The sequence below is a fragment of the Haloechinothrix salitolerans genome (assembly GCF_042662605.1).
Lineage (GTDB): Bacteria > Actinomycetota > Actinomycetes > Mycobacteriales > Pseudonocardiaceae > Haloechinothrix_A > Haloechinothrix_A salitolerans.
Genome location: NZ_JBHSXX010000001.1, coordinates 1,000,060 through 1,012,954 on the forward strand (window position 1 = coordinate 1,000,060; position 12,895 = coordinate 1,012,954).

Consider the following 12,895-nt stretch of genomic DNA (forward strand, 5'->3'; position numbering starts at 1 on the left):
TAGTCAGCTCGGGTAGCGGCCCTCGGCGGGGTTCCAGCTCAGGCCGGGCACGCCCCAGCGGTTGCTCTTGATCATCTTCTTCGCGGCGCGCTGGTTCCTGCCGACCAGTCGATCGAGGTACAGCAGGCCGTCGAGGTGGTCGGTCTCGTGCTGGAGGCATCGCGCGAAGAAGCCGGTGCCCTCGACCTCGACCGGCTCGCCGTCCAGATCGACGCCCGTGACCTTCGCCCAGGTCGCCCTGCCGGTCGGGAAGTTCTCACCCGGCACGGACAGGCAGCCCTCCATGTCGTCGTCCGGATCAGGCATCGTCTCGGGGCGTTCGGACGTCTCCAGCACCGGGTTGATCACGAGGCCCTTGTGCCGTGCGCCCTCGTCGTCCGGGCAGTCGTAGACGAAAAGGCGCAGGTCGACGCCGATCTGGTTGGCGGCGAGGCCGACGCCCTCCGCCGCGTACATCGTGTCGAACATGTCGTCCACGAGCGTGCGCAGGTCGTCGTCGAACTGCTCTACCTTGCGGGTCGGGTTGTGCAGGACGGGATCGCCTGCGATGCGGATGGGATGCACGGTCACGCCCGAAATCCTAATCCGCCCGGATGACGGCGGCGGAACCGCTTGCTGGAGTGGGTGAACACCCCCGACGCGCCGACCTAATGCGGACTACGTGTCGGTGCCCCATGATCTAATGTCGCCAGCGAATCACAGGCCTGTGATTCGCGCCCCGCGCCAGGCGTAGCACCAGCGAGTAACGACGCGATTGTGAGGCGAACAGCTAGATGGACGCAGCGGAGCCGGTACCTCGGCCCGATGATCCATCCCCGCTGACGCGTGCCGACGTGGGCGTGGATGGGTTGTCCCGCAGAGACCACGAGATTCTCGCGTTCGAGCGGCAATGGTGGCAGTACGCGGGGGCGAAGGAACAGGCGATCCGTGAGCTGTTCGGTATGTCGGGCACGCGCTACTACCAGGTGCTGAACCGGCTCATCGAGTCAGAAGCCGCGTTGCGCGTTGACCCGCTGCTGATCAAACGCCTGCGTAAGACGAGGGCCGCGCGTAAGCGGGTGCGCGCGGCACGACGGCTGGGGATCGAGCTGTGATGAACCTGCCAGGACTCTCCCGACCGTTGCGTGCCGCGGGGCTCGCGCTGGTCGGTGTCGCCGTGATCGCGGTCGCGATCGGGACCGTGACGGTTATCACGGGCGATGCCGACGAGGCCGCCGCGCCGAGCGGCGAGCAGACCACCACGACGGCGCCTGGCGAGGGTGACGGTGGTGAGTCCCCGACATCCGCACCCGGGTCGCCGTCCGAGTCGCCATCGGATGCCGTGACGGAGTCGGAGACGGCGACGAGCGAGCCGGACGACGGCGCGTCGGACGGATCGGACGGGTCGGACGCTGGTAAGGACGGCGCAGGGGCCGGCGACGGCGCCGGTGACGGGGGCAAGGCGACTGACCGTCCTGGCGGCAAGGACGATGTCGGCAGCGGTAAGGATGGCTCCGCGCTGTGGGAGATGGTCGACGTCCGGGTCTACAACAACAGCAAGATTTCCGGGCTCGCCACGCGCGCGTCGCGTGACCTCGAGGCGAGGGGATGGGACGTCGTCGAGACCGGCAACTACTCCGACGGCGTCATCTACACCACCACGGTCTACTACCGCGAAGGTACAAACGAGGAAGCCGCCGCCCAGGCCATCGGTGAGAACTTCAGCATGCGTGTCAGGCCTCGGTTCGACGGCATCAAGGATGCCAGCCCAGGTGTGATAGTCATCGTGACCAAGGACTACGAAGGTCGCGAGGCCGGCAAGTAGCGACGCCCGACACCTCGTGTCCCCCGCTCACGACGCCGTGTGTGCCGTTCCGCGCGTTAGCGTCCCGTAGCGTACGCCTCCAGCACGGCGAGCTGCGCGGGATCGAGCGATGGTCGCACGGTCTTGCGGGCCGCTTCCAGGTGCTTGGCCGTCACCGCCGCGGCATCCAGTGACTCCCGCATCGCGGTGAGCGCGCCTTCGCGGATCAGCGCGGCGCAGTCGGCCGCGGAGTAACCATCCAATGTGGCGGCGAGCGCCTCGAGATCCACATCGGATGCTAGCGGCGTGTTCTGTGCCGTGGCACGCAGGATCTCCGCTCGAGCGTCCGCGTCCGGCGGTGGTACGTACACCAGTCGTTCGATCCTGCCCGGTCGCAACAGTGCTGGATCGACCAACTCTGGTCTATTGGTAGCGCACAACACGACGACGTCTCGCAGCGGTTCCACGCCATCCAATTCGGTCAGCAGTGACGCGACCACGCGATCGGCGACTCCGGAGTCACCCGACTGCCCGCGTCGAGGTGCCAGCGCGTCGATCTCGTCCAGGAACACCAGCGACGGTGCGGCTTCGGCCGCCCGCCGGAACAACTCCCTGACCGCCCGCTCGGATTCGCCGACCCACTTGTCCATCAGTTCAGCGCCCTTGACCGCGAACACGTTCAACGCTCCCGTGCCCGCCAATGCCCGAACCAGGAAGGTCTTGCCGCCGCCCGGCGGACCGTAGAGCAACACCCCGCGTGGCGGCGTCACGCCCAGCCGCGAGAACGAGTCCGGGTAGCGCAGCGGCCACAGCACGGCCTCGGTGAGTGTCTGCTTGACGTCGTGCATGTCACCGACGTCGTCAAGGCTGAGACCGCCGGTCGCCAGCGTGTCCGATTCGGACATCGACAATGGACGTACTGTGCTGAGCGCATCCACCAGGTCCTGGTGCGACACTCGCGGTAGGTTCGCCTCGCGTTGTCGCAGGGCCGCTCTGAGCGCGGCGTCGCGGCGTAGCGCGACGAGGTCGGCCGCCACGAAACCGGGTGCTTTCGCCGCGATCGCGCCGAGGTCGACGTCCGGTTCAAGCGGGACGTCGCGTAGCAACACCCGCAGTAATTCCGTGCGCACTTCGGTGGTGGGCAACGACAAGCTCAGTTCGCGGTCGAGCAGGTCAACGGCGCGCAGTCGGTTGTCGACACCCTCCGGGTGAGCCGTGGTCGCGACGACGGCGATGTTCGGCGCGCGAAGGGCATCGCGAACGCGGTCGAGCAGCACGGTGGCGACCGGGGGCGCGTCCGCCGGGAGCAGCGCGTCGACGTCGGTGATCAGGAGCGCGGCGGGTCCCGTGGCGGACTTCGCGGATCGGACGGCGTCATCAAGGCGGGCGACCGCGGCGTTCGGTTCCAACACGGCGACGCTCGGCGCGGCGAGCGGAACCACGGTGATGTTGTTGGCGCGTGCGACGGATCGGACAAGGGTGGCTTTGCCGACGCCTTCCGGGCCGCTCAGCAGGACGCCGAGCCGGGCAGACGCACCGAGTTGCTCCAGCAGTTCGGGATGCGTGAAAGCGAGCTCGAACCATTCGGTCAGTGTGCTCGCCGCCGTGTGCGCGCCCGCGAGGTCGGATACGGGCGGGGTCGCTTCAGCGTGCGATGCCGCGTCGGGACTGTCGGACACGGCGTCACGGGTGTCGGACACGGTGTCGCGAGTGTCGGACACGGCGCGCCAGGAGAGGACCGTGGACGGGCCGACCGTGACCGGGCCTTCGGGGTCGGTGGCGGTGATGGTCAGCAGCTCCGTCGTCCAGGTCATGCCGATGGCGCGGGAGAGCTTGCCGCGTGCCTCGGCGACGTCGGTGCCCGCTGGGGGTGCGAGGTCTTGCGGCAGCAAGGACACGGCGTCGCCGATGGTGAACACCTTGCCGATCAGCGCTAGCCGCAGCGTTTCCGGCGGCAGTGACATGCTCGCCAACCGAGAGCCGGACACGGTCACGCTGCGGGCGTGTGCGACGTCAGCAGGAGACACCACCACCTCGCCGCCTTCGGTCACGCCCAGGTTGGACAGCGTGACGTCGTCGGTGAGCACCACACCGTGCTGGCCGTCCTCCGGAGCACGCGCGGCGAGCGCCGCGCTGACCCGCGCTCCGACCAGCCGAACGGCGTCCCAGGCGCGCAGACCCAGCGCGTCGAGCACCTCTTGGTGCAGGCGGACGACGCCGCGCCGGGTGTCGAGCGCGGAAGGGGTCAGCCGTGCGGTCAGGGTGATCTGTGGTGTCGGCACGGTGCCGAGCCTACTGAGACAGCGCGGTCAGCGCTGCGGTGTTCAGGATGTCCGCACGTGTGGTGCTCATCGTTGGCGGTGTCACCGGCATCTAGAGCGTGTCTCCCGATTCATCGGGCGAGCATGACGGTGGCGGCGAGGAGTACGCCGCCGAAGTAGGTCCGCGCGTACTTGTCGTAGCGGGTCGCGATTCCGCGCCACTGCTTGAACCGGCCGAAACCGCGCTCGACGGTGTTGCGCTGCTTGTAGAGCTCGGGGTCGAAACCCGGTGGCCGACCACCGGCGGACCCCTTGTCCTTACGGCGTTTGGCCTGGTCGGAGCGCTCGGGGATGGTGTGCCGGAGGCGTCGCCGCCGCAGTTCGCGGCGAGTCGACGGGTGTGAGTAGGCCTTGTCCGCCAGCAGGCGATCCGGCCGGTGCCCGGTCGCGGCCAGGGCCTCGAGCAACGGCGCCAGGCGCGGATTGTCCCCGGCTTGCCCGGCGGACAGCAGCATGGCCACCGGGCGGACACCGGAGGTGACCAGGGCGTGGACCTTGGTGGTCAATCCGCCGCGCGAACGACCGATCGCGTGGTCGTCCGGCTCGGAAATCTTGTCATTCGACCTGGCCCCCTGTGTGGTCCGCGGAGGGCGCGCCGGCGGCATGCTGGTGCGCCCGCACGACGGTGGAGTCCACCGACAGCAACCAGTCCAGCTTGCCCGTATCGGCGTGGTCGGACAGCACATGCTCGAAGATCCGCTCGTACGTGCCGTCGCTTGACCAGCGGCGATGCCGCTTCCACAAGGTCTGCCAGGGGCCGAACTCAGCGGGCACATCACGCCACGGCGATCCGGTGCGAAAGCGCCACGCGATCGCTTCCAGCACCTGACGGTGATCACGCCAGCGCGCACCACGCCGCCCAACATCAGACGGCAACACCGGCTCGATCGACTCCCACAACTCGTCCGTGATCACACCAGTTCTGATCATTCACCGATCATCAGCGAACCACCGGCCGATATTCGGGAGACACGCCCTAGGCCTGTCACTGTTTGCGCAGGCCGAGGCGGCGCCAGTTCCGGGTGCGGCCGCTACCGTCCGATGCACGGCTGCCCGTCGATGAACCGCTGCCTGCCGAGCCACTACCCGAGGAGGAACCGCCACTGTCCGACGGCCGCGACCGGCCCGCCGTCACCGTTTGCTGCGCCGAGCCGTTGCGGGGCAGCCGCACTCTTGGCAGCGAGGCACCCGCGATCCGGCTGCGGATGGGCCGCCGCAGCCCAAGCCGCCGGTGCCGCCTGCCGCTGCGCCGGATCGCCCTGCGCTCGCGGGCGGGCACGTCCCACGCTTCCGGGTGATTCGCCAGCCATGCGTGCCGATACAGCGCGTACGGGATATGTGCCAAATACAGCAGCAGCGCCACGCTCAGCGCGATCAGCGGATACTGCACGATCGCTGCCACGAGTAGCCCGACACCGACCAGCAGCGGCGCCACCGCTTTCGCGGGCACGCTCACCGACTTCAGCGACAACGTCGGGAGCCTGCTGATCGCCAGCGCCGCGATCGCGATCAACCACAGCCACACCACGGGTCCGGTCGACCACCAGCCGGTGCCGAACTCCAGCGTCAGGATCACCGGCATCAACGCGAGCAGCCCACCGGCGGGTGCGGGCACGCCGACGAAGAACTCCGAGGCGAATGGCGGCTTGTCGGTGTCATCGAGCAGCGTGTTGAATCGCGCGAGGCGAAGCACCATGCAGACGGCGAACACCAGCGCCGCGATCCAGCCCGCGCGATTGCCGTCGGCTTGCCAGACGAACAGTACGAGCGCGGGGGCGACGCCGAAGGAGATGGCGTCGGACAGCGAATCCAGTTCGGCACCCATCCTCGACGTCGCGTCGAGCAGGCGGGCGATGCGGCCATCGAGGCTGTCCAGCACCGCGGCCGCGACGACGCCGACGATGGCTAACGCGAAGCTGCCTTGCAGCGCGAACTGCACCGCCGATAGGCCCGCACACAGCGCGGCCACCGTGATGGCGTTTGGCAGCAAGCGGACACCCGGCGCGGTGCGCACCATCAGCGCCCCAGCGACGACGGCAACTCGGCCAGTGCGGTCTCGCCGCCCACGGTGCGCTGTCCCTCGCTGACCAGTACCCTGCTGCCGGATGGCAGGTACAGGTCGACCCGGGAACCGAACCGGATCAATCCGTACGTCTGGCCGGTCTCGACCTTGTCGCCCTTGCCGACCTCGCACAGGATGCGCCGCGCGATGAGACCCGCGATCTGCACGACGATCAGCTCGTGGCCGTCGTTCGTTCGGATGGCGACCGAGTTGCGCTCGTTGTCGTCGCTGGCCTTGTCCAGGTCGGCGGAGAGGAACTTGCCCTTCCGGTACGCCACGGCCTCGATCTGACCCGCCGCGGGGACACGCTGCACGTGAACGTCGAACACCGAAAGGAAGATGCTGACGCGGGGACGTGGCGTCGCGCCGACGTTCAGTTCGGGCGGCGGGATGGCCTCGCCGATCGTGGCGATGGTGCCGTCCGCGGGCGCGACGGCGACGTCTGCGCGCGGCGGGGCGACGCGGTGCGGCTCGCGGAAGAACCAGGCCGTCGCCGCGGCCCCGACGAAGGCGAGGGTGCCGAGCGGCTTGCTGATCTTGCGTAGCGCCATGGCAGCCGCGGCCGCGCCGAGCACGAACGGCCTGCCCGCGGGATGCATGGGGGGCACGGTCTCGCGGGCGAGCGTCGCCGCGTGCGAGAACGTCTCACGGACGCGTGCCTCTGGCGCCGGAGGTGTCGAGCTGCCAGGAGAGGCCGGATTCATGTCTGACTTTCCGTTACTGTTCTGCTGTCGGGCGGGGCAAGGCTACCCCGTTTCGGTGTGTGCCTACGCTACCGCGTGCGGTCACGACCACTACCGGCTGCCGTGGCGAGCCGGACCACCGCGAGCAGCAGGATCGCACCGAGTACCGCGACGCCGAAGCTGGGCAGGTCGAACCCGAAGTTGACATCCTCACCGGTGGCGAGTCGGTAGATGAACCCGCCGAGCGCCGCGCCGACGATGCCCACCAGCACGCTGACCAGGCAGCCCTGCGGGCGTCGTTCTTTCCCACCGACGACGACGTTGGCGGCCCATCCTGCCAGTGCCCCGAAGATCACCCACGCGATGAAACCCATGTCGCGAGATTATGCCCGCCCTCAGCTCAGCAGCACCACGTCCACCTCGGCGCCCTCGTCCGCCTCCGTGACGTCTTCCGGAAGCACGATGAGGCAGTTCGCCTGGGTGAACGCCGCCAGCAGGTGTGAGCCAGGCCCGCCGCGTGGGCCGACGGTGCCGGTGACGCTGCCAGTCTCCGCCGCGACGGGTGGCGTGTAGAACCCGCGCCGGAACTGCCGCTTGCCCTCGGGTGCGACTAGCCGTTCCAGTAGCCGCGCCCGTACCACTGGCCGGTCGACGTGCGCGTGGCCGAGCGCCGCGAGCAGCGCGGGCCGCAGGAACACCTCGTACGACACCAGCACGCTCACCGGGTTGCCAGGCAGCGTCACGATCGGCGTGCCGTTGACCGTGCCGCAGCCCTGCGGCCCGCCCGGCTGCATCGCGACCTTCGTGAACCGCACGCCTTCGCTGGTCAGTGCGTCCTTGACTACCTCGTACGCCCCCGCGCTGACACCACCGGACGTCACGATCAGGTCGGCGTCCTCGGCGTGCTTGGTCAACGTTTCCAGGAAGGTGTCGACGTCGTCGACGACGCTGCGCACGACGTCCACCTCACACCCGAGTGCCCGCATCGCCGCCGCGAGCATGATGCTGTTGGACTCGTAAATCTGGCCGTGTCGCAGCGGTTCGGGTGGTAGCACCAGCTCGGAACCGGTGGACAGCACCAGCACCCGCAGTCCCACCTTGACCGCCAGCTCGGCGCGTCCTGTCGCCGCGGCCAGCCCGAGCTGCGCGGCGCCGAGCAGCGTGCCCTCGCGCAGCGCGACGTCGCCCACCGTGACGTCCTCGCCAGCGCGCCGCACACTCTTGCCGACCTCGGCGGTCGCGAACAGGCGCACGCGCTCGGTGCCGCCATCGGTGTCCTCCACCTTGACGACGGTGTCCGCGCCGTCGGGCATCGGTGCGCCGGTCATGATGCGGTGCGCGGTGCCTGGCTCCAGCGGCGGACCGTCGGTGCGGCCCGCCGGGATATCGGCGGCCACCGGCAGCTCTACCGGCGACCGCTCGGACGCGCCCGCGATATCGGCCGCCCGCACCGCGTAGCCGTCCATGGCCGAGTTGTCGAACGGCGGCAGCGACACGCTGGCGGTGACGTCCTCGGCGAGCACCCTGCCGTGGCACTCTTCGAGCGGGAGTGTCGCGGTGCGCGCGGCTGGCAGCAGGGCTGCGACTGTCGCCTGGTAGTCGGCGACGGAGAGTGGCTGACTCATGGTGGTGATCCTCCCTCGTCCGACTATCGGCGCGCCAGACGGCCGCGTGCTTCGCGACGTTCCTTCGCTAGCGCACCGGATCTCACTCGTGAGCGGACGGTGATCTGCGCGCGTTAGGCTCCCGTGCGTGACGGACGAGCAGGTCGGGGACCTCACGGGACGCCGGTTAGGCAATTACCGCATTGATGGTGTGCTCGGTAAGGGCGGGATGAGCGTCATGTACCGGGCGACGGACGTCCGGCTCGGGCGCAAGGTCGCGCTGAAAGTCATCGGTGAGCACCTTGGTGCGGACGCCGAGTTCCGGGAGCGCTTCGTCGACGAGGCGCGCAACACGGCAGCCATCGATCATCCGAACATCGTCCCGCTCTACGACTTCGGCGAGATCGACGGCATGCACTACCTCGGCATGCGGCTGGTCGACGGCTCGGACCTCGCCAGCTTGATCTCGGACGGCCCGATGCGTCCGGAGCGGGCCGTCGGGTTGCTGGAGCAGGTCGCCGACGCCCTTGACACGCTGCATCGACGCGGTCTGGTGCACCTCGACGTCAAGCCGGCCAACGTGCTCGTCACCAAGCGGGAGTCGATCAGGGAACACGTCTATGTCGCTGACTTCGGGCTGACACGGCGCGGCGCGACCGGGCACCGCACCAGGGGCGGGGACTTCCTCGGCTCACCCACCTACGCCGCGCCGGAGCACCTGCGCGGGGAGCCGCTCGACGGCAGGACCGACCAGTACGCGCTCGCCTGCGTGCTCTTCGCCTGCCTGACCGGGCGTCCGCCGTATCCAGGTGATGTGCAAACCGTGATCAAGGGACATCTGAACCTCGCGCCGCCGTCCGCCGTCCGCGTCGTGCCGAGCCTGCCGCGGGCGATCGACGCCGTGCTGGCCACGGGCATGGCGAAGGACCCGGCGCGGCGCTATAACAGTTGCGTCGAGCTGCTCGCCGCGGCGAGTGAGGTGCTGACGTCGTCCCGGCCACGGGAGACGCCGCCGCGCGAAACGCCACACGAGACGTCGCGGCGGGAGACGCCGCCGGGGGGCAACGGCCGCCCGCCACAACCACCCCAGCAGCCGCACGGGTCGCGCCCTGGTGCGATGCCGGGTCCGGCCCAACGTGGCCCGGGTCGTGTTCCACCTCCCGGGTACGGTTCGCCGGCGCCGGAACCGGTGCCCCCGACCCCGACCGCGCCGACTGGCAACTACTCGCCGCAACCGCAAAACCCCCAGCCGAGCTGGTTGGTTCCGCTGTTGCTTTCCGCCATCGTCGTCCTCGCGGTGTTGCTCGCGGTCGTGATCATCGCGACGGCGTGAGTGTCATCTCGGTATTCCTGCCCTCGCGACCGCCCACCCCGAGGTTGCACTCTCATGGTGAGAGTGCTAAACACGTGACTAGCACTCTCACAGGGAGAGTGCTAGGCGAGATGAGGCGCCAACCCGGTGTCGCACTCGCTTGAAGGTCGGGACGGTGAGGCTTGGCTCGGACATCCGAGCCTGTCGTCCGTCGCGGGCACCGAGCTCGGCCAAGTTGCAGAGTCCTGCCGTGTGAGCCCTCGTGGTGAGCACGGCGCCCAATACCGGAGGACCACACCGAAATGGCCAAATTGATCGCGTTCGACGAGGACGCCCGCCGCGGTCTAGAGCGCGGCCTCAACACCCTCGCCGAAGCCGTCAAGGTGACGCTTGGCCCCCGTGGCCGCAACGTCGTGCTCGAGAAGAAGTGGGGCGCGCCGACCATCACCAACGACGGTGTCTCCATCGCCAAGGAGATCGAGCTCGAGGACCCGTGGGAGAAGATCGGGGCCGAGCTCGTCAAGGAAGTTGCCAAGAAGACCGACGACGTCGCCGGTGACGGCACCACAACCGCCACCGTGCTCGCTCAGGCTCTCGTCAAGGAGGGTCTGCGCAACGTGGCTGCCGGTGCCGACCCCATCGCCCTCAAGCGTGGGATCGAGCAGGCCGTCGAGGCCGTCACCGAGCAGCTGCACAAGATGGCGAAGGAGGTCGAGACCAAGGAGCAGATCGCTGCCACCGCCTCGATCTCTGCCGCCGACCGCACCATCGGTGAGCTGATCGCCGAGTCGCTGGACAAGGTCGGCAAGGAAGGCGTCGTCACCGTAGAGGAGAGCCAGACCTTCGGCCTCGAGCTCGAGCTCACCGAGGGTATGCGCTTCGACAAGGGCTACATCTCGGGTTACTTCGTCACCGACGCCGAGCGTCAGGAGACCGTGCTCGAGGACCCGTACGTCCTGCTCTACGGCTCGAAGATCTCCAACGTCAAGGACCTCCTCCCGCTGCTGGAGAAGGTCATGCAGTCCAACAAGCCGCTGCTGATCATCTCCGAGGACGTCGAAGGTGAGGCGCTGGCGACCCTGGTCGTCAACAAGATCCGCGGCACCTTCAAGTCCTGCGCGGTGAAGGCCCCCGGCTTCGGTGACCGCCGCAAGGCGATGCTGCAGGACATGGCCATCCTCACCGGTGGTCAGGTCATCACCGAGGACGTCGGCCTCAAGCTGGAGAACGCCGACATCTCGCTGCTCGGCCGTGCCCGCAAGGCCGTCATCACCAAGGACGAGACCACCATCGTCGAGGGTGCTGGCGACGCCGACCAGATCCAGGGCAGGGTCAACCAGATCCGCGCCGAGATCGAGCAGAGCGACTCCGACTACGACCGCGAGAAGCTGCAGGAGCGGCTGGCCAAGCTGGCCGGTGGCGTCGCCGTCATCAAGGCCGGCGCCGCGACCGAGGTCGAGCTGAAGGAGCGCAAGCACCGCATCGAGGACGCGGTGCGCAACGCCAAGGCCGCCGTCGAGGAGGGCATCGTCGCCGGTGGTGGCGTGGCGCTGCTCCAGGCGTCCAAGGCCGCGTTCGACAGCCTCAAGCTGTCCGGTGACGAGGCGACCGGCGCGAACATCGTCAAGCTGGCCGTCGAGGCTCCGCTCAAGCAGATCGCCGTCAACAGCGGTCTCGAGGGCGGCGTCGTGGTGGAGAAGGTCAAGGGCCTCCCGGAGGGCCACGGCCTCAACGCCGCGACCGGCGAGTACGAGAACCTTATCGACGCCGGCGTCATCGACCCGGCGAAGGTGACGCGCTCGGCGCTGCAGAACGCCGCGTCGATCGCCGCGCTGTTCCTCACCACCGAGGCTGTGGTCGCCGACAAGCCGGAGAAGGGCGGCGGCGGTGGCGCCGACCCGACCGGTGGCATGGGCGACATGGGCGGCATGGGCGGCATGATGTAACGACTGTCCAGTCGTCGAAAGGGCCGGGTGCGCACTGCGCGCCCGGCCCTTTCGCTTGGTACGCCCGGCGCGCTGTGTCCGACGTTCGGGACGTTGTGTCCCGCGTTCGGGACGTTCGTGTGGCAGGGGTATGTGGCGTTACTCGTCTTGTGGCATCAGCAGCCAGCACGCCAGGTAGATCACGATCGGGGCGCCGACGCCGAATAGCGTGACCGCTACGAGCAGGATGCGCAGCAGCGCGGCATCCATTCCGAGGTACCGCGCCCAGCCGCCGCAGACTCCGGCGAGCATCTTGTCGGTGGAACTCCTGCGAAGCTGCTTGACGTCGTTGGAGTGCATGTCCGGTGTCATGGTTTCCATGCTCCGGTGCGACGTCAGCCCGCACATCAGGGCTGTCCCTGGTTTCGACCCCGAGACATCCCGGGCGCGACGCGGTGTCCATCGCGAGCCACACGACGTCCTGAGCGGGGAACTCGGCGTCGCGACCGAGGGACACGATGTCGTGCGAGGGTTTGAGCTTCCTCCGCGTGTGCAAACCGGCACGCGACGGAAGGAGGTCATCGTGTCCAACGCTCTCGCGGGTAAGCGAATCGCGTTCCTGGTCGCGCCGGAGGGCGCTGAGCAGGTAGAGCTAACCGAACCGTGGCGTGCGGTCGAGAACGCGGGCGGTACTCCGGAGTTGGTGTCGTATCAGCCCGGCCAGGTCCAAGCGTTCAACCACCTCGATCCCGGTGACACGTTCCCGGTGGACAAGGTCGTCACGGAGGTCGCGCCGTCGGAGTACGACGGACTGGTACTTCCGGGCGGTGTCGCCAATCCGGACAACCTGCGCACGATCCCTAATGCCGTGCGCTTCGTCGGTGAGTTTTTCGCCCAGCGCAAGCCAGTCGCCGCGATCTGCCACGCGCCATGGACCATGATCGAAGCGGACGTCGTGCGCGAGCGCACGATGACGTCGTGGCCAAGTCTCCGAACGGATCTGCGTAACGCGGGCGCTACGTGGGTCGACCAGGAAGTCGTCGTGGAGAACGGCCTCGTGACAAGTCGCAAGCCGGACGACCTGCCCGCGTTCTGCGCCCGCATGGTCGAGGAGTTCTCTGAAGGCGAACACGTCGGCCAAGCGAGTGGGAAGGCCGAGTCAAAGGCGCACTGACGCGCCGAATGTCGGACACAGTGTCGGGAGT

12 protein-coding genes and 1 pseudogene are annotated in these 12,895 nt (G+C 68.5%); 5 read left to right on the plus strand and 8 right to left on the minus strand.

Annotation, left to right across the window (positions count from 1 at the left end):
• Positions 1-3: 3 nt before the first annotated feature.
• On the minus strand, positions 4-570 hold the full coding sequence (locus ACFQGD_RS04785; protein ID WP_345399676.1) for a peptide deformylase: 567 nt from the start codon (positions 568-570) through the stop codon (positions 4-6).
• A 203-nt stretch (positions 571-773) separates the two neighbouring features.
• Between ACFQGD_RS04785 and ACFQGD_RS04790 the strand changes: the two genes are divergently transcribed.
• Both ACFQGD_RS04790 and ACFQGD_RS04795 read left to right on the plus strand, forming a co-directional pair.
• Positions 774-1,094 carry a DUF3263 domain-containing protein gene (locus ACFQGD_RS04790; RefSeq protein ID WP_345399679.1) on the plus strand — a complete coding sequence of 107 codons (321 nt, stop codon included), beginning with the start codon at positions 774-776 and terminating at the stop codon, positions 1,092-1,094.
• Positions 1,094-1,804: a LytR C-terminal domain-containing protein gene (locus ACFQGD_RS04795; protein WP_345399682.1), complete on the plus strand. Its 711-nt coding sequence runs from the start codon at positions 1,094-1,096 to the stop codon at positions 1,802-1,804. The genes ACFQGD_RS04790 and ACFQGD_RS04795 overlap by 1 nt, the downstream gene beginning before the upstream one ends.
• 56 nt (positions 1,805-1,860) lie before the next feature.
• Here the strand turns inward: ACFQGD_RS04795 and ACFQGD_RS04800 are convergent, their stop codons facing one another.
• The 6 genes and pseudogenes from ACFQGD_RS04800 to moeA form a co-directional block, all read right to left on the minus strand.
• On the minus strand, positions 1,861-4,065 hold the full coding sequence (locus ACFQGD_RS04800; RefSeq protein WP_345399685.1) for an AAA family ATPase: 2,205 nt from the start codon (positions 4,063-4,065) through the stop codon (positions 1,861-1,863).
• A gap of 110 nt (positions 4,066-4,175) precedes the next feature.
• Positions 4,176-5,034 (minus strand): annotated as a pseudogene (locus tag ACFQGD_RS04805) (IS5 family transposase).
• Between the two features lie 55 nt (positions 5,035-5,089).
• Entirely contained in the window at positions 5,090-6,121 is a 1,032-nt protein-coding gene (locus tag ACFQGD_RS04810; RefSeq protein WP_345395474.1) for a CDP-alcohol phosphatidyltransferase family protein, read from the minus strand.
• On the minus strand, positions 6,121-6,870 hold the full coding sequence (locus ACFQGD_RS04815; protein WP_345395477.1) for a phosphatidylserine decarboxylase: 750 nt from the start codon (positions 6,868-6,870) through the stop codon (positions 6,121-6,123). Before ACFQGD_RS04815 ends, ACFQGD_RS04810 begins: the two co-directional genes overlap by 1 nt.
• A gap of 68 nt (positions 6,871-6,938) precedes the next feature.
• Positions 6,939-7,223, minus strand: coding sequence for a GlsB/YeaQ/YmgE family stress response membrane protein (locus tag ACFQGD_RS04820; RefSeq protein WP_345395480.1), 285 nt, complete (start codon positions 7,221-7,223; stop codon positions 6,939-6,941).
• A gap of 21 nt (positions 7,224-7,244) precedes the next feature.
• On the minus strand, positions 7,245-8,474 hold the full coding sequence (gene moeA / locus ACFQGD_RS04825; protein ID WP_345395483.1) for a molybdopterin molybdotransferase MoeA: 1,230 nt from the start codon (positions 8,472-8,474) through the stop codon (positions 7,245-7,247).
• A 127-nt stretch (positions 8,475-8,601) separates the two neighbouring features.
• On the opposite strand from moeA, the gene ACFQGD_RS04830 reads away from it, so the two are divergent.
• Both ACFQGD_RS04830 and groL read left to right on the plus strand, forming a co-directional pair.
• Positions 8,602-9,786 (plus strand): serine/threonine-protein kinase, encoded by a 1,185-nt coding sequence (locus tag ACFQGD_RS04830; RefSeq protein ID WP_345395486.1) that lies wholly within the window; start codon positions 8,602-8,604, stop codon positions 9,784-9,786.
• Between the two features lie 281 nt (positions 9,787-10,067).
• Positions 10,068-11,711 carry a chaperonin GroEL gene (groL, locus tag ACFQGD_RS04835; RefSeq protein WP_345395489.1) on the plus strand — a complete coding sequence of 548 codons (1,644 nt, stop codon included), beginning with the start codon at positions 10,068-10,070 and terminating at the stop codon, positions 11,709-11,711.
• A gap of 138 nt (positions 11,712-11,849) precedes the next feature.
• On the opposite strand, the gene ACFQGD_RS04840 is transcribed toward groL, so the two are convergent.
• Complete coding sequence (locus tag ACFQGD_RS04840; RefSeq protein WP_345395492.1) at positions 11,850-12,062, minus strand: PspC domain-containing protein; 213 nt, start codon at positions 12,060-12,062, stop codon at positions 11,850-11,852.
• Positions 12,063-12,273: 211 nt separating this feature from the next.
• On the opposite strand from ACFQGD_RS04840, the gene ACFQGD_RS04845 reads away from it, so the two are divergent.
• Complete coding sequence (locus tag ACFQGD_RS04845) at positions 12,274-12,864, plus strand: type 1 glutamine amidotransferase domain-containing protein (protein ID WP_345395494.1); 591 nt, start codon at positions 12,274-12,276, stop codon at positions 12,862-12,864.
• Positions 12,865-12,895 lie beyond the last annotated feature (31 nt).